The organism is Kordiimonas pumila, from assembly GCF_015240255.1.
In the GTDB taxonomy this organism is placed as follows: Bacteria; Pseudomonadota; Alphaproteobacteria; order Sphingomonadales; family Kordiimonadaceae; genus Kordiimonas; species Kordiimonas pumila.
In genome coordinates, this window is sequence record NZ_CP061205.1 from 532,890 (window position 1) to 553,693 (window position 20,804).

The 20,804-nt window shown below is 47.5% G+C and carries 21 protein-coding genes and 1 pseudogene; 13 read left to right on the top strand and 9 right to left on the bottom strand.

The genetic code is table 11. The features are described 5' to 3' along the window. Positions 1 to 66: 66 nt before the first annotated feature. Both rdgB and hemW read left to right on the top strand, forming a co-directional pair. A pseudogene (rdgB, locus tag ICL80_RS02170) lies at positions 67 to 594 on the top strand (RdgB/HAM1 family non-canonical purine NTP pyrophosphatase); the annotation flags it as partial. Beyond that, entirely contained in the window at positions 572 to 1,774 is a 1,203-nt protein-coding gene (gene hemW, locus ICL80_RS02175; protein ID WP_194214494.1) for a radical SAM family heme chaperone HemW, read from the top strand. The pseudogene rdgB and the gene hemW, both read left to right, overlap by 23 nt. Here hemW and ICL80_RS02180 read toward each other — a convergent pair. Next, positions 1,764 to 3,107: a penicillin-binding protein activator gene (locus tag ICL80_RS02180; protein WP_194214495.1), complete on the bottom strand. Its 1,344-nt coding sequence runs from the start codon at positions 3,105 to 3,107 to the stop codon at positions 1,764 to 1,766. The two genes, hemW and ICL80_RS02180, sit on opposite strands and share 11 nt — an antisense overlap. A 111-nt stretch (positions 3,108 to 3,218) precedes the next feature. Between ICL80_RS02180 and rsmI the strand changes: the two genes are divergently transcribed. The 3 genes from rsmI to gshB are packed head-to-tail and all read left to right on the top strand — an operon-like array spanning position 3,219 to position 5,445. Continuing rightward, a complete protein-coding gene (rsmI, locus tag ICL80_RS02185; RefSeq protein ID WP_228073763.1) occupies positions 3,219 to 4,091 on the top strand; it encodes a 16S rRNA (cytidine(1402)-2'-O)-methyltransferase in 873 nt (290 codons plus the stop codon). Positions 4,092 to 4,101: 10 nt separating this feature from the next. Then, complete coding sequence (locus ICL80_RS02190) at positions 4,102 to 4,464, top strand: YraN family protein (RefSeq protein ID WP_194214496.1); 363 nt, start codon at positions 4,102 to 4,104, stop codon at positions 4,462 to 4,464. A gap of 33 nt (positions 4,465 to 4,497) precedes the next feature. Further along, the gene (gene gshB, locus ICL80_RS02195; protein ID WP_194214497.1) at positions 4,498 to 5,445 is read left to right on the top strand and encodes a glutathione synthase; all 948 of its coding nucleotides are present in this window, start codon (positions 4,498 to 4,500) and stop codon (positions 5,443 to 5,445) included. A gap of 53 nt (positions 5,446 to 5,498) precedes the next feature. On the opposite strand, the gene ICL80_RS02200 is transcribed toward gshB, so the two are convergent. The 5 genes from ICL80_RS02200 to mnmE form a co-directional block, all read right to left on the bottom strand. Further along, positions 5,499 to 6,410, bottom strand: a complete 912-nt coding sequence (locus ICL80_RS02200) for a ParB/RepB/Spo0J family partition protein (protein ID WP_194214498.1) — start codon at positions 6,408 to 6,410, stop codon at positions 5,499 to 5,501. 34 nt (positions 6,411 to 6,444) lie between these two features. Then, positions 6,445 to 7,245: a ParA family protein gene (locus ICL80_RS02205; RefSeq protein ID WP_194214499.1), complete on the bottom strand. Its 801-nt coding sequence runs from the start codon at positions 7,243 to 7,245 to the stop codon at positions 6,445 to 6,447. 46 nt (positions 7,246 to 7,291) lie between these two features. Next, a complete protein-coding gene (gene rsmG, locus ICL80_RS02210) occupies positions 7,292 to 7,924 on the bottom strand; it encodes a 16S rRNA (guanine(527)-N(7))-methyltransferase RsmG (RefSeq protein ID WP_194214500.1) in 633 nt (210 codons plus the stop codon). Positions 7,925 to 7,945: 21 nt separating this feature from the next. Next, positions 7,946 to 9,823 (bottom strand): tRNA uridine-5-carboxymethylaminomethyl(34) synthesis enzyme MnmG, encoded by a 1,878-nt coding sequence (gene mnmG / locus ICL80_RS02215; protein ID WP_194214501.1) that lies wholly within the window; start codon positions 9,821 to 9,823, stop codon positions 7,946 to 7,948. 162 nt (positions 9,824 to 9,985) lie between these two features. Further along, positions 9,986 to 11,341: a tRNA uridine-5-carboxymethylaminomethyl(34) synthesis GTPase MnmE gene (gene mnmE / locus ICL80_RS02220; RefSeq protein WP_194214502.1), complete on the bottom strand. Its 1,356-nt coding sequence runs from the start codon at positions 11,339 to 11,341 to the stop codon at positions 9,986 to 9,988. Positions 11,342 to 11,475: 134 nt separating this feature from the next. Here mnmE and ICL80_RS02225 point away from each other — a divergent pair, with 134 nt between their 5' ends. Genes ICL80_RS02225 through ICL80_RS02235 form a run of 3 tightly spaced genes read left to right on the top strand, consistent with a single transcriptional unit; the run spans position 11,476 to position 13,691 of the window. Further along, positions 11,476 to 11,967 carry a methylated-DNA--[protein]-cysteine S-methyltransferase gene (locus ICL80_RS02225; RefSeq protein WP_194214503.1) on the top strand — a complete coding sequence of 164 codons (492 nt, stop codon included), beginning with the start codon at positions 11,476 to 11,478 and terminating at the stop codon, positions 11,965 to 11,967. Between the two features lie 43 nt (positions 11,968 to 12,010). Beyond that, the gene (locus ICL80_RS02230) at positions 12,011 to 12,715 is read left to right on the top strand and encodes a dienelactone hydrolase family protein (RefSeq protein ID WP_194214504.1); all 705 of its coding nucleotides are present in this window, start codon (positions 12,011 to 12,013) and stop codon (positions 12,713 to 12,715) included. 1 nt (position 12,716) lies between these two features. Next, on the top strand, positions 12,717 to 13,691 hold the full coding sequence (locus ICL80_RS02235; protein WP_194214505.1) for a quinone oxidoreductase family protein: 975 nt from the start codon (positions 12,717 to 12,719) through the stop codon (positions 13,689 to 13,691). A 95-nt stretch (positions 13,692 to 13,786) separates the two neighbouring features. On the opposite strand, the gene rho is transcribed toward ICL80_RS02235, so the two are convergent. From rho to hemE, 3 genes are all read right to left on the bottom strand, one after another. Then, positions 13,787 to 15,043, bottom strand: coding sequence for a transcription termination factor Rho (gene rho / locus ICL80_RS02240; RefSeq protein WP_194215732.1), 1,257 nt, complete (start codon positions 15,041 to 15,043; stop codon positions 13,787 to 13,789). A gap of 204 nt (positions 15,044 to 15,247) precedes the next feature. Next, positions 15,248 to 15,691: a protoporphyrinogen oxidase HemJ gene (gene hemJ, locus ICL80_RS02245; protein ID WP_194214506.1), complete on the bottom strand. Its 444-nt coding sequence runs from the start codon at positions 15,689 to 15,691 to the stop codon at positions 15,248 to 15,250. Positions 15,692 to 15,712: 21 nt separating this feature from the next. Next, a complete protein-coding gene (hemE, locus tag ICL80_RS02250; RefSeq protein WP_194214507.1) occupies positions 15,713 to 16,744 on the bottom strand; it encodes a uroporphyrinogen decarboxylase in 1,032 nt (343 codons plus the stop codon). A 409-nt stretch (positions 16,745 to 17,153) separates the two neighbouring features. Between hemE and ICL80_RS02255 the strand changes: the two genes are divergently transcribed. The 5 genes from ICL80_RS02255 to dnaQ are packed head-to-tail and all read left to right on the top strand — an operon-like array spanning position 17,154 to position 20,763. Then, a complete protein-coding gene (locus ICL80_RS02255) occupies positions 17,154 to 18,077 on the top strand; it encodes a pyruvate, water dikinase regulatory protein (protein ID WP_194214508.1) in 924 nt (307 codons plus the stop codon). Further along, positions 18,074 to 18,670: a Maf family protein gene (locus ICL80_RS02260; protein ID WP_194214509.1), complete on the top strand. Its 597-nt coding sequence runs from the start codon at positions 18,074 to 18,076 to the stop codon at positions 18,668 to 18,670. Before ICL80_RS02255 ends, ICL80_RS02260 begins: the two co-directional genes overlap by 4 nt. After that, positions 18,667 to 19,503, top strand: coding sequence for a shikimate dehydrogenase (aroE, locus tag ICL80_RS02265; RefSeq protein WP_194214510.1), 837 nt, complete (start codon positions 18,667 to 18,669; stop codon positions 19,501 to 19,503). The genes ICL80_RS02260 and aroE overlap by 4 nt, the downstream gene beginning before the upstream one ends. Then, positions 19,503 to 20,105 carry a dephospho-CoA kinase gene (coaE, locus tag ICL80_RS02270; protein WP_194214511.1) on the top strand — a complete coding sequence of 201 codons (603 nt, stop codon included), beginning with the start codon at positions 19,503 to 19,505 and terminating at the stop codon, positions 20,103 to 20,105. Before aroE ends, coaE begins: the two co-directional genes overlap by 1 nt. Then, positions 20,098 to 20,763: a DNA polymerase III subunit epsilon gene (gene dnaQ, locus ICL80_RS02275; protein WP_194214512.1), complete on the top strand. Its 666-nt coding sequence runs from the start codon at positions 20,098 to 20,100 to the stop codon at positions 20,761 to 20,763. The genes coaE and dnaQ overlap by 8 nt, the downstream gene beginning before the upstream one ends. Positions 20,764 to 20,804 lie beyond the last annotated feature (41 nt).

Below are 20,804 nucleotides of genomic sequence, written 5' to 3' on the forward strand. Positions count from 1 at the left end.
CATTTTGACGGGCAGAAGCTGGTTATTGCCAGCCACAATAAGGGCAAGGTTCGCGAAATTGGTGAACTGCTTGCGCCTTTTGGTGTTGAGACCATCTCGGCAGGCGACCTTGGCCTACCGGAGCCAGCGGAAGACGGCCTTACATTTATTGCAAACGCTGAAATCAAGGCACTGGCATCGGCGACCGCAAGCGGGTTACCGTCGCTTGCGGATGATAGCGGCCTTGAAGTTTCTGCCCTTGACGGCGAACCGGGCATTTACAGCGCCCGCTGGGCTGGCCCCACCAAAGATTTCAACATTGCCATGAAAGACGTAATGGAAAAAGTCGGCGATAACCCTAACAAAACCGCTAACTTTACCTGTGCACTAACACTTGCGTGGCCTGACGGGCACACTGAAAGCTTTGAAGGCAAGGTTTACGGCACCCTAACATGGCCCCTGCGCGGTGAAAAAGGCTTTGGCTACGACCCTATTTTTATCCCTGAAGGGCACAGCGTTACTTTCGCCGAAATGGACCCCGCAGAAAAACACGCCATGAGCCACCGGGCAGATGCGTTCCGGCAATTGATCCATGCCTGCTTTAAAAACAGCTAAAGCAGCGCTTAATAGATCCAGCTTTGCCGGGCCTGCTGCTATTTATGTGCATTGGCCTTTCTGCGAAAAAAAATGCCCTTACTGCGATTTTAACAGCCATGTGCGCGAAAAAATCACGCACCAAATGTGGCGTGACGGTCTGGTGCAGGAAATTAGGACTTTTGCAGCATACCACCCAAACCTTAGTGCAAAATCTATTTTCTTTGGCGGCGGCACCCCAAGCCTCATGGAACCTGAAACAGTTGCCGCTGTTATTGCTGAAATCCACAAAGTTTGGAAACCGGCGAATGCCCTTGAAATTACACTGGAAGCAAACCCTTCTAGTGTTGAAGCTGGTAGGTTTCGTGCCTACCGTGATGCTGGCGTAAACCGCCTGTCTGTTGGCATTCAGTCCCTCAAGGATGAGGTGCTTAAATTCCTTGGCAGGCTCCATAATGCCGAGGAAGCCTTAAAAGCACTTAAGGTGGCCCAGACAACTTTTGACCGCGTGAGCTTTGATCTCATATATGCACTGCCTGAGCAAACACTGGCGGGCTGGCAAACCGAACTAAAAGAAGCACTGTCTTTTGGCACAAGCCATTTATCGCTTTATCAGCTAACGATTGAAGAAGGCACCGCCTTTTACCAGCAGTTTAACCGCGGCAAGTTCACCCTGCCGGATGAAGATTTAGCCGCAAACCTTTATGATATAACACAGAATATTACCGCCCGTGCCAGCTTGCCCGCATATGAAACCTCAAACCACGCGCAGCACGGCATGGAATCTGTTCATAACCTTGCTTACTGGGAAGGCGATTATTATGTTGGCATTGGCCCTGGCGCTCATGGCAGGTTACCGGGGAAATTACCGGGAAGCGCTGATGCACACGCACAAATAAAACGCCCTGAAGACTGGCTTAGCGCCGTTCAACAACACGGCGTCGGCCTTGATAGCCTTGAAACCGTATCCGCTTTAGACAGGGCGGAAGAAGCCATCATGACAGGCTTGCGCCTTGCCAAAGGGGTTGACCTACCAACATGGCGCAGCCGTTTTGGTCAATCAGAACACGCCCTTATTAATACAGAGCAAGCCGCAATACTTGCCCAGTCTGGCCACCTTGTGTTTAACGACACCCTGTTGCAACTGACACCAAAAGGGCAACCGCTTCTGAACCATATTTTAGGCAAGCTTATTGCCTAAGCGCATAGCCAAATTGCGGAAAGCCTGAGGGGGCTGGGTCTGCAACAACAAAGCCTTTGCTATTAATTTCCAGAACCGAAAGCATGCGCTCCACCGTGCCGTCTGGTAAAAACCGGAACAGACCATCAACACCGGCAAAGCCGTTTATCCGTGTGAAGGATGCTTGTGAAAACCGCAGCTCTTGTACCGTATTGGCATCTTCTCTGGCCATAAGGGCGACAAGGCTAACAGCATCATAGGCGAGCGTTGCAATTCTGGGCGGCGTGGCTTCATATGTTTCCCGGTAGCGCTTCATAAAAGCAGTTGGTGCTTCTGGTTGCGGCGCCGCAAAAATAGCACCTTGTAACGGCGGTTCACGCAGCAAATCAGGATCATTCCAAAGACCGGTTCCAAGCAGCTTAATTTTGTTTGGATCTATCTCGTAGAAAGGTAGTAGCGGCGCCAGTGTTTGCAGCAGCGCCCCACCTTCAGGTAATAGCACTGTATCATAAGGCAAATCGCCAAGTGTTTCGTTCTTTTCAAGCGCCGACGCAAGCTCATCGGTCACATCATCCCCAAGGGATTTTAGGTACCGTATTTCAGCAAGGCGTGCATTTTTACGGTTATCATAGTTCGCAAGCCGCTTAACGGGGTCAAATAAGGCCGCCGCCACACGAGGGTAGCTTTCAATCGCAACAACAGAACCGCCCGAATCAGACACAGCCTCGCCGTAAGCTACATTCACCTTATTACCGTAACGGCCATCCGGTATTAACGCCGCAAAATTCCGGCGGCCCAATTTTCTAGCATAATCAACAACCCGCTTTACTTCGCTTTCCGGCATAAAGCCCATAATAAACTGCCCGGGAGCTGCCGCGCTGCTATCATTTGAAAAACCAACAAGCGGAATACCGTGTGATACGGCGATGGCCCCCGCCGCCCGCACGTTTGCGCTCAGCAGTGGCCCCAAGATCACAGAAGCGCCAGCATCAACAGCCTGCTGGGCTGCTCTTGCCGCCGTTTCAACATCCGCTTTTGTATCAATAGGCAGCAGTATAAGCCGCGGGTCATACGCATCAAAAAGCGCCATTGTGGCTGATTTTAAAAGCGCTTTCCCGGTCACGCTTTCTGGCCCAGATAAGGGTAAAAGGATCGCAATCGTTATCTTTTCAGGCGTGTCCGTAGTCTGGTCTACTGGTTTCTCAAGCAGTACAGTGGGGGTTATCTGCTCTGGCTTCGTGTGGTGTGTAACTGTCGGCGTGGGCTCAGGTTTTGACGGGCCACATGCAGAAAGTGACAGGACAGCACACAACCACAGTAGAGGCAAAAGTGTTGCTGTGTTACAAACGCGCATAAGAAACCCCATCAAATTCTTTCTTGTCTTATGAAACCAAGCTAATCATATAGTCATAGCAGATAAAAGGCTTACTCTTCGAGCAAGAATATTTTTAAAATGTAAGGTAACATGATGGCTGAAATAGGGTCAGGCAAGAAACTACCAGCAGGCCTTTATGTTGTTGCAACACCTATTGGCAACCTATCTGATATTAGCGCCCGCGCAAAAGAGGTCCTCAAAAACGTAGACCTTATCGCCTGTGAAGACACCCGCATGACAGGAAAGCTGCTGGGTGCATACCTTATTAAAAAAGCCATGCTACCCTACCACGAACATAATGGCAGCCTCCAACGGCCAAAGATTTTAGGTAAAATTGCGGCTGGTGGCTCGGTTGCGCTGGTGTCTGACGCTGGCACACCACTTATTTCAGACCCTGGCTACAAGCTTGTAGATGATGCTTATGATAACGGCTTGCGTGTTGTTGCTATTCCAGGGCCGTCTGCTGTTGTTACAGCACTGTCTATTGCAGGCATGCCAACAGACAGGTTTTTGTTTATGGGCTTTGCACCCACTAAAACACAGGCCAGAACCACCTGGTTTGAAGCAGAAAAAAATACAGCCGCAAGCCTTGTTTATTACGAAAGCGCAAAACGTATTGCCGGCAGCCTGCGCGATGCCGCTACAGCACTAGGCCCGCGCCCTGCTGCAGTGTGCAGGGAACTCACCAAAAAGTTCGAGGAAGTTGTAAGAGGCACCCTTGAAGAAATTGCAGATCGCTATGAAACCTCTGGCCCACCAAAAGGCGAAATTGTGGTGGTTATCGCCCCGCCCGGCAAGCACGATAGCGAAACAGCAGGCTCTGATATATCAACAGAAGCCCTTCTCGTGGCCGCGCTAAAGCATATGACGGTAAAATCAGCCGCTGCCTTTGTCGCCGAAGTAACCGGTGAAAAGCGTAAGGGCCTTTATGCCCGCGCTCTAGAACTAACGGCAGAAAAGTAAGCACACCCCAATGCCAAACACCCGGAAAAAGGCAGAAAAGCGCGGTAGAAATGCTGAACTTCTGGCGCGTATATACTTACGCCTAAAAGGATACAGGATTCTTGCACACCGTTTTCGCTCTCCGTACGGCGAAATTGACATAATCGCAAAACGCGGCAAGACACTTGTTTTTGTTGAGGTAAAGGCAAGAAAATCTGTGGATGACGCCCTCTATTCTATCGCTTACAAACAAAGGCGGCGGATTGAAGCCGCAAGCGAGGATTGGCTGAAAAAGCATAAGCCTGTTTTTAAGTCGATCCGCTTTGATATTATTGCTGTTGCATCTGGGATACTTCCTACCCATATCCACGGTGCCTGGCGGCTTGGTGAGTAATCACAAGCCGCCCCTAACCAACAGGAAAAGATTATGACTGGCCGTACACTCAAAGTTGCCTTCCAGATGGACCCGATGGAAACCGTTAAGATTAACGGCGACAGCACCTTCGTGCTTATGCTTGAAGCGCAAACACGAGGGTTTGAACTTTGGCATTATCTGGTAGACGATATGTCTTACGAAAACGGCGAAATTTCTGCTTTTGCCCGTAAAGTGACCGTAAGGCGCGAAGAAGGTAACCATTTTACCTTCCATGAAGAAAAACTCATAAACCTTGCTGATATGGATGTTATCTGGATGCGGCAAGACCCGCCTTTTGACATGGGCTATATAACTGCAACACACTTGCTTGAGCTTTTACCGCCTTCTGTGCTTGTGGTGAACAACCCAGCAGAAGTGCGAAATGCGCCAGAAAAGCTTTTTGTCGCCAAGTTTCGCGATTTAATGCCACCAACTCTTATTACGCGCCGTATGGATGTTGTGCGCAAATTCCGCGCAGAACACGGCGACATTATTATAAAACCGCTTTACGGTAATGGCGGGGCGGGCGTTTTTCACTTACGGCCCGAAGATTCAAACCTTGGCAGCCTGATGGAACTGTTTTTGGCAAACAGCACAGAACCCGTTATGGTTCAAACCTTCCTCCCAGAAGTTGTCCGAGGCGACAAACGTATTATTCTGGTAGACGGTGAAGCTGTGGGTGCCATTAACCGTGTGCCTGCAAAAGGCGAAATCCGTTCAAACCTTGTCGCTGGCGGCACTGCGGTTCAATCAACCCTTACAGAACGCGAACAAGAAATTTGTGAACGCCTTAAGCCAGAGCTTAAAAAGCGCGGCTTAGTCTTTGTAGGAATTGATGTAATTGGAAACTGGCTAACAGAGATTAATGTGACATCGCCCACAGGCTTGCAGGCTGTAAACCGGTTTGATGGTATTAAGCTTGAAGCAACAATTTGGGATGCAGTTGAAGCAAAGCTTTAAATGCTTTGCTTCAACAAACCTCTATAGCTGTGCTGTACTAAAGAAAAGTAGCCTTAAAACCCACAGACACCAAGTTTGCTACAAAGCTCATCAAGCTCATCAAGCGATGCGTAACTGATAGAAACACTGCCAGCTTCGCCTTCATGATGTATTGAAACCTTCATACCAACAGCAGCAGATAGGTCCTTTTCAAGGGCCAGAGTATCAGCGTCTTTCATCTTCTTGCCGCTAGCGGTACCACCGGGGCGAGGCTGCCGCTTTTGTTTGTCCTTGCCTTCTGAAACAAGCGCCTCTGTTTGGCGAACACTTAGACCTTCGCTAGCAATTCTCGTAGCGATACCAAGAGCATCGTCATGGCCAATAATTGCGCGTGCATGTCCCATTGATATTTTACCCATATCAACCATCGCCTGCACTTTTTCCGGTAAGGTTAAAAGACGCAGCAAGTTTGTAATATGACTTCGGCTTTTGCCAACAATCTCGGAAACAGCTTCCTGTGTGTGCTTAAACTCTTCAATCAACCGCTTGTAACCCCGGGCTTCTTCCGTTGCTGTCAGGTCAAGGCGCTGAATGTTTTCAATAATAGCAAGCTCAAGAACTTCACCGTCGGTTAGTTCGCGTACAACAACAGGTACTTCGTGAACACCCGCCCTTTGCGCCGCGCGCCACCGACGTTCACCGGCAACAATTTGAAACTTTTCAGGGCCAATTTCACGCACCAATATAGGCTGTAAAAGGCCGCGTTCTTTAATGGAAGATGCAAGCTCATCAAGCGCTGTTTCATCAAAGTGCACACGGGGCTGGTGCATATTACGTTCCAGAAACTCGATCGGGAGCCGGCGTCTGCCGCTAGAGGCACCATTGTCGCCTGTTATATCTGTAACAGAAACAACCGCAGACGGTCTGTCATCTGCGAGTAACGCAGATAATCCGCGCCCTAACCCTTTTCGTGCATTTTTAACCATAAAAAATACCCATAACTTATTGTTTTACTTGTGTTTATGCTGCTATTTTGCTTTTGCGACGGCCCAGCAACTCACGGGCAAGCGATATATAGGCCTGGCTGCCAGCACACTTATGGTCATACAGAAGCACAGGCTTACCAAAGCTAGGCGCTTCCGACACCCTGACATTTCGTGGAATTACCGTTTTATAAACCTTGTCGCCTAAATAGGCACGGACATCAAGCGCCACCTGCTCAGACAGATTATTGCGGGCATCATACATGGTTAAAACCACACCGTTAATATCAAGCCCCGGATTTAGACTTGCCTGTACTTGCTCTACTGTGCGCATTAGCAAACTCAGCCCTTCAAGGGCAAAAAACTCGCACTGTAATGGCACCAGAACAGAATCTGCCGCTACAAGCGCGTTGATAGTCAAAAGAGAAAGTGACGGCGGGCAATCAATCAGAATATAATCAAAATCAGCTCGAATATCTGCTTTGTCAAAAGCCTGCTGTAACCGAAAGTTACGCTGCGGCAGTTCAGCCAGTTCAAGGTCTGCCCCAGACAAATCTACCGTAGACGGAATGATTGAAAGACCGGGAATCTCAGTTGCTAAAACAGCCTCTTTTACAGGGGCAGCCCCCAGCACAACATCATAGGAGGTAATTTCGCGGGCATTTCTATCAATACCAAAACCCGTACTGGCATTGCCTTGGGGGTCAAGATCAAGGATAAGGACCTTTTTTTTCACTGCTGCCATCGCAGTCGCAAGATTTATCGCTGTTGTCGTTTTACCGACTCCACCCTTCTGGTTGGCCACTGCAATAATATGTGCCCCAGTATCTGGCTGCATTTTGCCCGCTCCCTAAACCCGGCAAAAATGCCAGTATTACAAAATGTTACAAACTTTCTATGCCGTGCAGCCTTAAGATTACACCACTTGGGTCAGAGAGGCTGCTATAGCGATCAACCTGCATCTTCCAACAAGCCTTTGCTTCGGTCAATTCCTCATCTGCCCCAGCCCCCTTTAAAAGCCAGATTTCTGCTTTTCCTCCAGACGCTTCAAGAAATGGTTTCGACCAATTTATCAGCTGTATGACCCGCGCACACGCCCTCGATGTAATAATATCAACCGGAAAAACACCTATAGATTCAATGCGCTCGTTGTGTATTTCAGCCAAAGCTGCTGTATCACGCACCACTTGGCGCATAAAAATACACTTTCTGCCATTTGATTCCACCATGTGTGCATGTGCCACACCGGCAAGCGAAAGTACCAACCCCGGGAAACCCGCACCCGACCCAATATCGAGCAAAGAAAGCCGCTTTTCACCAAAAACTGCCTGTATATGAGGGATCATTTGGGCCGAATCGAGGAAGTGCCGGCGCCATATATCATCAAGAGTACTATTTGAAACCAGATTTTTTGCCTTTTGCCACTTAATAAGCAAATCAGCATAGGTTTGTAATTTGACAGATGTTTCACGTGAAACATTCAAGTCCTGCGCAAGTTCCTCAAGGCTGTAGGTCATGTAGATAAGGCCCTAACTAAACTATGCGGCGCGGCGGCGCTTTTTGATGTGGCCTAAAAGCAAGGTAAGTGCTGCAGGTGTAACGCCAGCAATGCGCGCAGCCGCACCCAGTGTTGCAGGGCGTGCCTCCTTGAACTTTTCGCGCATCTCTGTGGACAAACCAGAAACAGTAGCAAAATCCAGCCCTTCAGGAATAACCAAGGCTTCATCTTTGCGAAACGCTGTAATATCAGCTTGCTGGCGCTCAAGATAACCCTGATACAGTGCATTAATAGCAAGCTGTTCTGCTGTTTTATCATCAATAGCCGAAAGCTCATCGGGCCATATTTGCCGTAGGCGGTCAAAATCAACAGAGGTAAAACTAAGGAGTGTTTCAGCGGAACGGCGCACACCGTCTAGCTTAATTTTAAGCTCGTGCTTTTCAGCTTCATTAGGTGTTAGGCTAAGGCTTAATAAAATAGAACGGCCCGCTTCCAGTTTGCTTTGTTTCTCATTAAAGATAGCTGCGCGCTTTTCTTTAACAAGACCGATCTGAATGCCCTTTTCTGTCAGTCGCTGATCAGCGTTATCTGCTCGCAGTAACAAACGGTATTCAGCACGGCTTGTAAACATCCGGTATGGCTCGCGGGTGCCCTGTGTTACCAGATCGTCTAGCATTACACCAATATAGGCATCAGCACGATCAAGAACAAAAGCCTCATCCGTACGGCCTAAAGCCCTTAGGGCCGCATTGGTCCCAGCCATCAGGCCTTGCGCCGCAGCTTCCTCATACCCCGTAGTGCCATTTATCTGACCTGCCAGATAAAAGCCATCTGCTTTATGGGTTTCAAGGGTTACCTTCAACTCGCGCGGGTCAACATAATCATATTCGATCGCGTATCCGGGCTGCAATATCACCGCATTTTCAAGGCCGGGTATTGTTGCAATAAACGCCGCCTGAACATCCTCAGGCAAACTTGTTGAAATACCATTTGGGTAAACCGTATGGTCATCAAGTCCTTCAGGCTCAAGGAAAATCTGGTGACTGTCCTTCTCAGCGAAGCGTACTATTTTATCTTCAATGGACGGACAATAACGAGGACCTTTGCTTTCAATTTGCCCTGAATACATCGGCGACCGGTGAATATTATCCTGCAATATCCGGTGTGTTTCCTCTGTCGTACGCGTCAGGTAACAGCTTATTTGTGGAACCGTTATTTTTTCTGTCAGGAATGACAGCGGCACCGGATCCTCGTCACTTGGCTGCTCAACACATTTAGACCAGTCAATCGTGCGTCCATCAAGGCGCGCTGGTGTACCGGTTTTTAACCTTCCCAGTTCAAAGCCAATACTTTCCATGGTATCAGATAGCCCAAGCGCTGGCGCTTCACCCACGCGTCCTGCCGGTATTTTTTTCTCGCCAATATGAATAAGCCCGCGCAGAAACGTGCCCGTTGTTAGCACGACAGCCGCCGCATGCACGCGCTGACCGTCAGCGGTAATAACACCTTTAATTACCGGCTTTTCGCCTGACTTATCGATTATTAAATCTTCAACACCCGCAGCCATAAGCGATAGGTTCGGATAATCAGATAGAATGCGCTGCATAGCCTCGCGGTAGAGTTTACGATCAGACTGCGAGCGAGGCCCCTGGACAGCCGGGCCTTTTTTGCGGTTAAGCAAGCGGTGCTGAATGCCGGCCGCATCCGCAACAAGCCCCATAAGACCATCAAGAGCATCAATCTCGCGCACAAGGTGCCCCTTACCGAGGCCACCAATCGCAGGGTTACAGGACATCTGACCAAGTGATTCTATCTTATGTGTAACAAGAAGTGTCTTGGCGCCCATGCGCGCAGAAGCCGCCGCAGCTTCGCAGCCAGCGTGCCCACCTCCTACTACAATAACATCATAATCAACCATGGTTTGGACTTATCTTTGTAACAAGCCCTACACACCGTACAACGGACACGGGAGGGCATTGTTATATCTCTATTCATATCAGCGCGCATGCTATACGTGGCTTTTATACTTAAGTCAAAATGATCTGATGTTTCACGTGAAACATTCAATTAGGCTATTCGTTTATTTGCCAATACAGAAATCAGAAAATACCACATCAAGCATATCTTCCACACCCACACGGCCCGTTATTTTCCCAAGAGCACGCGCCGCCATTCTTACATCTTCTGCCGCAAGTACAGCGTCTATACCAGCATTATCTGTGAAGCGAGCAAGGTGCTCTACCGTTTCCTCAAGTGCGCGGCGATGGCGAATGCGGGTTAGGGATGGTAGTTCGCGTGGTGCCATAGCACCCATTACATAGTGCTGAATTGTATCAAATAAATCCGTCATGCCCTCGCCAGATTTTGCCGACACAGTAACATGACCAGCAATGCCAGAAAGCGCTTCAGAATGTTCCACGTGAAACATTTTTGCACGGTCAACCTGCGTAATTAACAAAATGGCCTTTTCATCAAGCCACCGTTTGGCTGCCTCTGGAATGTCAGGCCATTCATCAGCGCGGACCAGTACAAGCTTCAAATCAGCATCTGCGGCTTTTGCTTCAGCACGGCGGATACCCTCTTTTTCAATATCACTCACACCGTCTCTTAAACCTGCGGTATCTATAAGGCGAACCGGATAGCCACCAAGATCTAATGACACTTCAATCACATCACGCGTTGTACCCGCTTCTTCAGAAACAATAGCAACATCGGACCGGGCAAGCGCATTTAAAAGGGTTGATTTACCCGCATTAGGCTGGCCCAAAATTACAATTCTAAACCCGTCTCTAAGGGCTTCCCCTCGTCTGTTATCTACAAGATATTGTGTTATATTGTCTTTTAATACCAATATTTGGGGTAAAACTGCCCCTGAAACACCTTCTGGCAAGTCTTCATCAGGAAAGTCTATGTCGGCTTCTAAGTGTGCAAGGTGGCCAATCAACCGCGCTCGCCACCCTTCGTATAAATCTTTTAATGCCCCATCAAGTTGCTGTAGGGCCTGCTCTCTTTGGGCCGCCGTTTGGGCATGAATTAAATCGTTCAGGCCCTCTGCCTCTGTCAGATCAAGCTTGCCATTTTCAAAGGCACGCCTTGAAAACTCCCCCGGTTCCGCAGGCCGCAAGCCAGCCACAGTGCTAAGGGCACCAAAAACACCCGCAAGGACAGCGCGGCCACCGTGCACATGCAGCTCAACAACATCCTCCCCCGTGAAGCTCATTGGCGCCTTAAAGCCAAGCACAAGAGCATTGTCCAGCCGTGCACCGGTTACAGGGTCTTTTAATTCCCTTAAGGTTGCCATGCGAGCCTTAGGCTCAGCCATACCGTCGAGTGCATGCAACGCTTTAAACGCCTGATCACCCGACAAGCGGATAACAGCAACACCAGCCATGCCAGCACCGCTTGAAAGTGCATAAATTGTTTCTGTTTCAGTCAATACAACACGCCTATAACAAGAAGATATTATTCCATAGATAAACGAAAATTTCTTGCAGCAGCCCCGGAAGACTATTAGCAAGATTACGGTATCTATATTTATATATCAGCCTGTCTTTTACTCTGGGGTTTCTAATGTCGCAACTATCGATGCATACACCGATACTTGATCTTACCCTAACCGAACTTGAAGGGGCAATCATTGCTGTTGATTGGGGTTGGTCCCCGTTTCAGGAAACCTCACCCTTGCTACAGGAAGCAAAGCGCCAGCTTGATGCCTATTTTGACGGCGACCTTACAGAATTTGATATTCCTCTTAGCCCTATGGGTACCAAACATCAGGAAAAAGTTTGGCAAGCCATGCGCGAAATTCCGTACGGCGAAACCATAACCTACGGCGAACTAGCCCAGCAAATTGGTTCTGCCGCACAAGCGGTTGGCACAGCTTGCGGCCGTAATCCAATGCCTGTTTTAATACCCTGCCACAGGATTGTGGCATCTGCCGGCAAGCTTGGTGGCTATTCTGGCGACGGCGGCCTTTATACAAAACGAGCCTTACTGGTTCTTGAAGGTGCGCTCAGTGTGGAAGAAGGCAATATTCTGGAGGCGTCAGGCGCACTAGATTAATAGTACAATTAGTTCCCTTTCTTCATTTAATAAAGGAACCCTAATGACAAACATCACAATTACAGCAGCAGATAAAACTGGTTCTTTTTCTGTCTATACAGCAGCACCAAAAAGCAGCACTGGCCCTGCTGTTGTTGTTATTCAAGAAATTTTTGGGGTGAACTATAATGTTCGCAGTATTTGCGACTGGCTTGCCGACGAAGGCTTTTTTGCTTTTGCACCAGACCTGTTTTGGCGACAAAAACCCGGTATAGAGCTTGAAGCCAAAAACCCTGAAGAACTTCAAGCCGCTTTTGGCTATATGAAAGCATTCGACGGGCAAAAGGGCTTGGATGATATCCAGACAACAATAAACCATGCACGATCAGTTTCCGGTGTAAACGGTAAGGTGGGTGCGGTTGGTTATTGCCTTGGCGGGTATCTCGCTTATATGACAGCCGCTAAAACCGATATTGATGCCTCTGTCGGTTATTACGGGGTTTCCCTTGATACAAAGATAGATGAAGCAAAAACAATAAAAAAACCTCTGATGCTGCATATTGCTGAAAAAGATGGATTTGTAAGCCCTGAAGCACAAGCTGCCATGCATAAAGGCCTTGATGACCACCCTGCTGTCACCTTGTATGATTATGCTGGCGTTGACCACGGGTTTGCCAGGATAGAAGGCAGCGCTTACCACAAGGAAGCCGCAACGCTTGCCAACAAACGAACCATCGATTTTTTCAATAAACATCTGAAAGGCGCATAAAATGACCCATGCAATTGTGATAAAAAAAACAGGTGGGCCAGACGTTTTACAGTGGGAAGAAATTAATGTGCCTGCACCCAAGGCAGACGAGATTTCTATTAAACATACTTTTGTCAGCCTCAATTATATCGACACCTACCACCGGTCAGGTCTGTATCCCATGCCACTTCCCGGCACAATTGGTCTTGAAGCAGTAGGTGTTATTTCTGCTGTTGGCGACACTATATCTGACCTTAAAGTTGGTGACAGAGTAGCGTATCCAATAGGACCTCTAGGTGCTTACGCTGAAGAGCGCACAATGCCCGCACATACAGTTGTAAAAATTCCTGATACCGTTTCAGATGAAACAGTAGCTGCCATTCTTATGAAGGCCTGCACTGTTGAATGCCTGATAAAACGGATTTTCCACGTTGGAAAAGATCATACTGTTTTATTACAGGCTGCCGCAGGCGGTGTTGGTTTACTTGCATGCCAGTGGCTTTCCGCTATCGGTGCAACAGTTATTGGCACCGTTAGTTCAGAAGAAAAAGCCATTTTGGCTAAAGAAAATGGCTGTACACATACCCTTAATTACAAAACTGAAGATTTCCAGAAACGCGTAATGGAAATAACAGACGGCAAAGGCGTGGATGTGGTTTATGACAGTGCTGGTAAAGATACTTTCATAAAATCGCTAGATTGCCTGAAACCAAGGGGTTGGATGGTAACTTACGGCAATACAACAGGACCAATTGATCCAATTTCGCCAGCCCTACTTGCACAAAAAGGGTCGCTTATCCTGACACGCCCTACTGTGCTGGATTACATGCGCACACGGGAAGAACTTGTTTCAGCAACAAATGCTGTTTTTAACCAGATTGAAAAAGGCGTTTTAAAAGCAAACATCAACCAGAAATTTGCTTTAAAAGATGCAGCAACCGCCCACCGCGCACTGGAAGCAGGCAAAACCAGCGGCCAAACGTTGCTTGCGGTCTAGATTTATCCACAAGTAAAACCGCAATTTTTCAGCTATCACCCCATAAAAAAGCCCGGCAAATAACCGGGCTTTTTGCATCTCTATCCAGATAAATTTTAGTTGTTCATCTGAGAGAAAAATTCTTCGTTGTTCTTTGCATCTTTCAATTTTGAAAGCAGGAACTCCATCGCATCCACAGTACCCATTGGGGTAAGAATACGGCGCAGCACCCACATTTTTGAAAGCGTTGCCGGATCAACAAGCAGTTCTTCTTTCCGTGTACCGGATTTGAGAATATCAATCGCCGGGAACACGCGTTTGTCTGCGACCTTACGGTCCAGAATAATCTCGCTGTTACCCGTGCCTTTGAATTCCTCAAAGATCACTTCGTCCATGCGGCTACCCGTTTCAATCAGTGCCGTAGCGATGATTGAAAGCGAACCACCTTCCTCGATATTACGCGCAGCACCAAAGAAACGTTTTGGGCGCTGCAGGGCATTTGCATCCACACCGCCTGTAAGCACCTTACCAGATGACGGCACAACCGTGTTATAGGCGCGGGCAAGCCGGGTGATACTATCCAGCAAGATCACAACATCTTTGCCGTGTTCAACAAGGCGTTTGGCTTTTTCAATCACCATTTCAGCAACCTGAACGTGGCGTGACGCAGGTTCATCAAACGTAGATGATACAACCTCACCGTCCACTGAACGCTGCATATCGGTTACTTCTTCCGGGCGCTCATCAATCAGAAGTACAATCACATAACATTCAGGGTGATTGGCTGTAATGCTTTTTGCAATATTTTGAAGAAGAACTGTTTTACCTGTGCGCGGCGGTGCCACAATAAGGGCGCGCTGGCCTTTACCAATTGGTGCTACAAGATCAATCACCCGTGGTGATTTATCTTTCACTGTTGGATCATCAGGATCAAGTTTCAGTTTTTCATCAGGGTAAAGGGGTGTCAGGTTATCAAAGTGTACCTTATGCCGCGTTCTTTCAGGCTCATCAAAATTGATTTTTGAAACCTTAAGAAGGGCAAAATACCGCTCGCCGTCTTTTGGGGCGCGAATTTGGCCTTCAACTGTATCACCCGTTCTGAGAGCAAACCGGCGAATTTGCGATGGGCTAACATAAATATCATCTGGGCCTGGCAAGTAATTTGCCTCAGGGCTTCTAAGGAAGCCAAAACCATCAGACAGTGTTTCAATAACACCGCCACCCATTATTTCGATATCATCTTCTGCAAGATGTTTCAAAATCGCAAACATCATATCCTGTTTGCGCATGCTTGAAGCATTTTCAACACCAACTTCTTCAGCAAGAGCAAGAAGGTCGGCAGGGGTTTTATTTTTAAGTTCCTGTAAATGCATAGGTGCACTCATGTAGTCAGTCTTTCGGATGATTATTCATATGAATAAGAAATGATAAGGATGGCTTTTCGCTTTGAAAATAAGATTGCTTAAATTTCTGTTTATAGCCAGCAAAGGAAGGATTTTGATATTGATATAGTCTACATCATAATGATTTAGCGTGGAGGGTAACACGCCGCTCAATTCTGTCAAGAAAATATAGTCCTAAAACGGGCGCACTATCACCAATATCACGATTAAAATGATAAATATCGCTGGTACCTCATTCATTTTACGGAAAAACGCACTGTTTTTCTTTCTCACGCCTGCTGCAAGATCTTTCCGCCAGCGCGACATCATGCCGTGAAAGCCGCTTAATATGAAAACAAGTAACAGCTTTGCATGAAGCCAGCCACCAGCGCCAAAACCAATATTGAGAACAAGGCAAATACCCAGAACCCAGGTAATAATCATCGCTGGGTTAATGATGATATTCATCAGACGCTTTTCGCGTTCAATCCAAAGCTGATCTTCAGCGCTGCCCACTTCACACTCAGCATGATAAGCAAAATACCGCGGCAGCATAAACATGCCCGCCATCCAGAAAATTACAAAAATGATATGGAAAGCTTTTACCCAAAGATAAGCCGACCCCAAATATCCTTCCATCACATTTCCCCTGTTTTATAATTATCTGTTGAAGTTTTTAATGGTTTCAGAGAGAAGCGCCACATTTTCAGGTGGTGTTTCTGGCACAAAACCATGTCCAAGGTTGAAAATATGGCTACCTGCTTTTAAGCCCTCTAGGATACGCAAGGCTTCTTTTACCATAGCATCCCCGCCGGACACTACGAGATGCGGGTCTAGGTTACCCTGTACGCAGGCGAGCGGCTGAATTTCCCGTGCAGCATAGCCAAGCGGTACGCCAGTATCGAGCGACACACCATTAACGTCGGTTTCCTCTGTGTAGCGTTTAAGCATGGCACCAGCAAGGCGCGGAAAACCGATGATCGGTGTTTCACTATGCTTTGCGCGCACTTTTTCCACGATTGCTTTTGTTGGTTCAATGACCCATTTTTCAAACATGGTTTCAGGAAGTGCCGCTGACCAGCTGTCAAAAATTTGTACAACATCAGCGCCCGCTTCAATTTGCTTACATAAATACTCTGCTGTTGCATCCACAAGCATATCCAGAATTTTACCAAAAAGCTCTGGGTTACCGTAGCCCATTTGCCGGGCTGCAGCATGGTCTTTACTGCCTGCACCTTCAATCATGTATGTAGCAACTGTCCACGGCGCACCGGCAAACCCTAAAAGAGTTACATTTTCAGGTAGCGCTTTTCTTAATCTGGAGACAGTTTCATAGACATTTCCAACGCGCTGATGAAAGCCATTCAACGAAAGCTTGTTGAAGCTATCAAGCGTTTTAACAGCGTCAAGCTTGGGGCCATGCCCTGCTTCAAACCAAACCTTTTGGCCCAGCCCATCAGGTACCACCAGAATATCAGCAAATAAAATGGCACCATCCATCCCGTACCGACGAATAGGCTGAAGGGTTACTTCTGTTGCCTTATCCGGATTATAGCAAAAATCCATAAAGGAAGGTGCTGTTTTCCGTATCTCACGGTATTCGGGTAAATACCGCCCTGCCTGGCGCATAAACCAAAACGGGACTTTATTACCGGGGTTACCTTTGAGAGTCTCTAAAAGGGGTTTTACCATAAGACTATGCTACCTGATCATTACACGAGCAGATACCTATAAAGCGAAAGACTACTTAAATAAATAATATATATAGAATCTTGTAGTAGTAGTTATATCCTGTGAAAACTGGGGATAAGAAGTTATCCACAGATCTATGCACACATAGGGCTTTTAAGGTTGCATGATAAAATTTATGTTAATAAAACAATATATTACATAATAATGACTATAGGTTTCAAGGCTTTCTAATTGTGGGGATAACGTGGAAAACTTGTGTTTCAAGCATTTTTCTTTGTTAGTTATACTTTGTTTTTCTGCCTTGGGATAAAACTGATATAGTTGGTAACAGATTCTTTCCAAATTGGGGGTAAGTGGCGTAGTGTCATCGTCAACATCCTTATCACCAAGTTATCCACAGGCTATTCCTATGAGTCTTCCACCGAACGAAAACACACCGTCTGCTGCTGGTTTTTTAAAGCCAGATGAAACAGAATTTCATTTGCATCTGGTCTCAGATTCAACCGGCGAAACTTTAGAGGCAATAATTTCTGCTGCCCTTGTACAGTTTGAAGGGGTAAATGTTCATAAGCATTACTGGCCGCTTGTTCGGTCTGCCCTGCAAATGAACCGGCTAATGGATGATATTAAAGAACAGCCGGGCCTTGTTCTTTATACCCTTGTAAACAGGGAAATTAGAAAAGCACTGGAGGAGGCCTGTCAGGCTTCTAATATGCCGGTTCTATCTATTCTGGACCCGGTTATTAATTTACTCGGGTCTTACTTTGGGCAAAAAGCCATGCATAAACCCGGTCGTCAGCATACAATGAACACGCGGTATTTTCAGCGTATTGATGCCCTGCATTTTACAATGGCCCATGATGATGGTCAGATGGTTGAAGATGCACAGCAGGCAGATATTGTGCTTATTGGTGTATCGCGCTCTTCAAAAACCCCAACCAGCATTTATTTGGCGAATAAAGGGTATAAAACCTTGAATGTTCCCTTTGTACCGGGCTGTCCCATGCCAAAAGAGCTGGATTCCCTTAAAAACAAGTTTGTGATTGGCCTTACCACAAGTGTTGAGCGGTTGGCTGCTATTAGAACCAACAGGCTGCGCTCGATCAACGAATCTGAAGAAGGTGATTATACTGACCGCGACCGAATAGATACTGAAATTAGGGAATGCAGGCGGTATTGCAGCAAGCGTGGCTGGCCAGTTATTGATGTAACCCGCCGTTCGATTGAAGAAACGGCAGCCGCTATTATCAATAAATATTCTCAGTGGCTTGAACAGTTACCTGAGGGCACCACAAAAGTTGAAGTGCTTGCTAAAGCGGAATCACTGGAATGACAGAACTTATATTGGCATCTGGCAGCATTACGCGGGCAAAAATGTTGCGTTCAGCGGGTGTAGATTTTACCGTTATAAAACCGATGGCAGATGAAGAAGGCTTGAAAGAAACGTTGCTGGCGGAAGGCTTGCCACCTCGCGATATGGCAGATGCTCTTGCTGAGGTAAAAGCCAGGTCGGTTTCTATGCTAAAGCCTGACGCTTTTGTTTTGGGCGCGGATCAAATTCTGGAGCTAAGTGGTCAGGTTTTTTCAAAAGCAACTACTTTAGCAGAGGCAAAAAAAACATTATCTGCCCTTTCCGGGCATACGCACCAGCTTATATCCGCGGCTGTTGTATATCAGAACGGGCAGGCAATTTGGCGATCGATTGATAGTGTAAAAATGCATATGCGCCCCATAAGCGAAGATTTTATTGATATGTATCTCGGTAAAATGGCAGATGATGCCTTATGGAGTGTTGGTTGTTATCAAATTGAGGGCTTGGGGTCTCAGCTTTTTACCCGTATTGAAGGCAGCCATTTCACGGTACTTGGGTTACCATTGTTACCGCTTCTTGATTTTCTACGCAGGCACGGGATACTGGCTATATGATGATAAAACAGGAAAAAGCCGCTGTTATCGGGCACCCTATTTCACAGTCTCTTTCCCCCCTCATTCACAATCACTGGATGGAACAGAAAGGCATTGATGGCTGTTATGAAGCCCATGATGTACCCGTTGGTGGGTTAGAGGCTTTCATCGAAAAAGCAAAGGCTGCAGGCTTATCGGGCTTTAATGTTACAGTACCCCATAAAACAGATATTTTACCGTTTATGGACAAGGTAGCGCCGCTTGCGCGCCAAATGGGGGCGGTTAATACTGTTCGAATAGAGGCAGACGGCACGCTAACCGGCTTTAATACGGATGGTATCGGCCTTATTACCCATTTGCGCAATACAGTGCCCGGCTGGCCGCGTGATTTACCAGCGCTTATTCTAGGCGCGGGCGGTGCAGCGAGGGCGGCGGTTCTGGGGCTTCTGAATGAAAGTTTACCGGTTTTGATGATCACAAACAGAACTCGCGAGAAAGCAGAAATAATCGCGAAAGAAGTAGGCCGTGGCCGCTTGACAGTGGTTGACTGGGAAGACAGGCACGGCGCGGTTGCTGCATCGGGCCTTGTTATAAATACCACAACTTTAGGCATGGTGGGCCAGCCAGAGCTTGAACTTGATCTAGCTCTCGCAACAAGAGATACCGTCATTTATGATATTGTCTATAAGCCCCTTGAAACAGGCCTTTTAAAGGCCGCAAGACAGCGCAGCCTAAGAACGGTTGATGGCCTTGGCATGTTGGTGCATCAAGGGGCTGCTGCCTTTAAGGTCTGGTTCGGGCATGATGTAGGCTTTGATGAAGCGTTGCGGAAAAAATTGGAGACAATGATCTAATGCGGGTGGTCGGGCTTACGGGGTCTATCGGTATGGGGAAAAGCGAAACGGCGCGCATGTTTATGGATGCCGGTATACCCGTGTTTGATGCTGACCAGATAGTGCGCGGCCTGCAGGAAAAAAACGGCCCGGCCTTACCTCTAATCGAGGCGGCTTTTCCTGGCAGTGTTGATAAGGGTGTACTGGATAGAGGCAAGCTGGGCAGCCTTGTTTTTGCAAACCCTGCTGCAAAGAAAAAGCTTGAGGCGATTATGCACCCCATGGTGGGGGAAGCCCGTGCCAGCTTTTTTGAAAAAGCCGCAGCATCTGGTGCGCCATTTGTGGTGCTTGATGTACCGCTTTTATTTGAAACGGGTGGGAACGCAGCTTGTGACAGGGTTATTGTTGTATCAGCACCAGCAGATGTGCAGCGCTCTCGAGTTTTGGCGCGCCCCGGCATGACAGAAGAGAAATTCGAGCATATTCTTGGTTTGCAAATGCCAGATGTAGAAAAAAAAGCACGGGCAGATTATATTATTGATACCGGGCATGGGCTTGACCACGCTCGGGGGCAGGTTGCAGAAATCATTCAGGAAATGAAGGAAGTTTCAGAGCGTGCGTGAACTAATATTTGATACGGAAACTACAGGTTTTGACCCGTTGAGCGGTGACAGGCTGGTTGAAATCGGCCTTGTTGAAATGATTGATAAGTCGCTGACAGGTAACCATTATCATTGTTATGTTAACCCTGAGCGCGAAATGCCTGAAAGTGCATTCCGGATTCACGGGCTTTCAACTGAGTTTCTGGCAGGCAAGCCAGTGTTTTCTGATATTATGGACGAATTTCTCGAGTATGTGGGCACAGATGCTACCCTTGTTGCGCACAATGCCGAGTTTGATATGAAGTTTATTAACTGGGAACTGGAGAACGCGGCAAGGCCGATTATTCACCCAAAACGCTTTATCGATACGCTTGCTATTGCACGCACCAAATTCCCCGGTGCCGCCAACAGTCTTGATGCGCTTTGTAAACGGTTTGGGATTAATAATTCACACCGCACCTTGCACGGCGCCCTTATGGATGCTGAAATCCTGTCTGAAGTTTATATAGAACTACAAGGTGGCAGGCAGGGCGGCATGGACCTTTCTATTGCAACATCAACACTGGTTTCAGTAGAGAAAAAGGTGCGGGAGCGCCGGCAATTTCCAGTTAGCGATGAAGAACTGGCCGCCCACGCCGACTTTATAAAGAAGCTGGATAACCCTATCTGGAACAGCTGACACAGCAACGGCGAGACAGCTTGTGAAACGGCTTTAGCTAT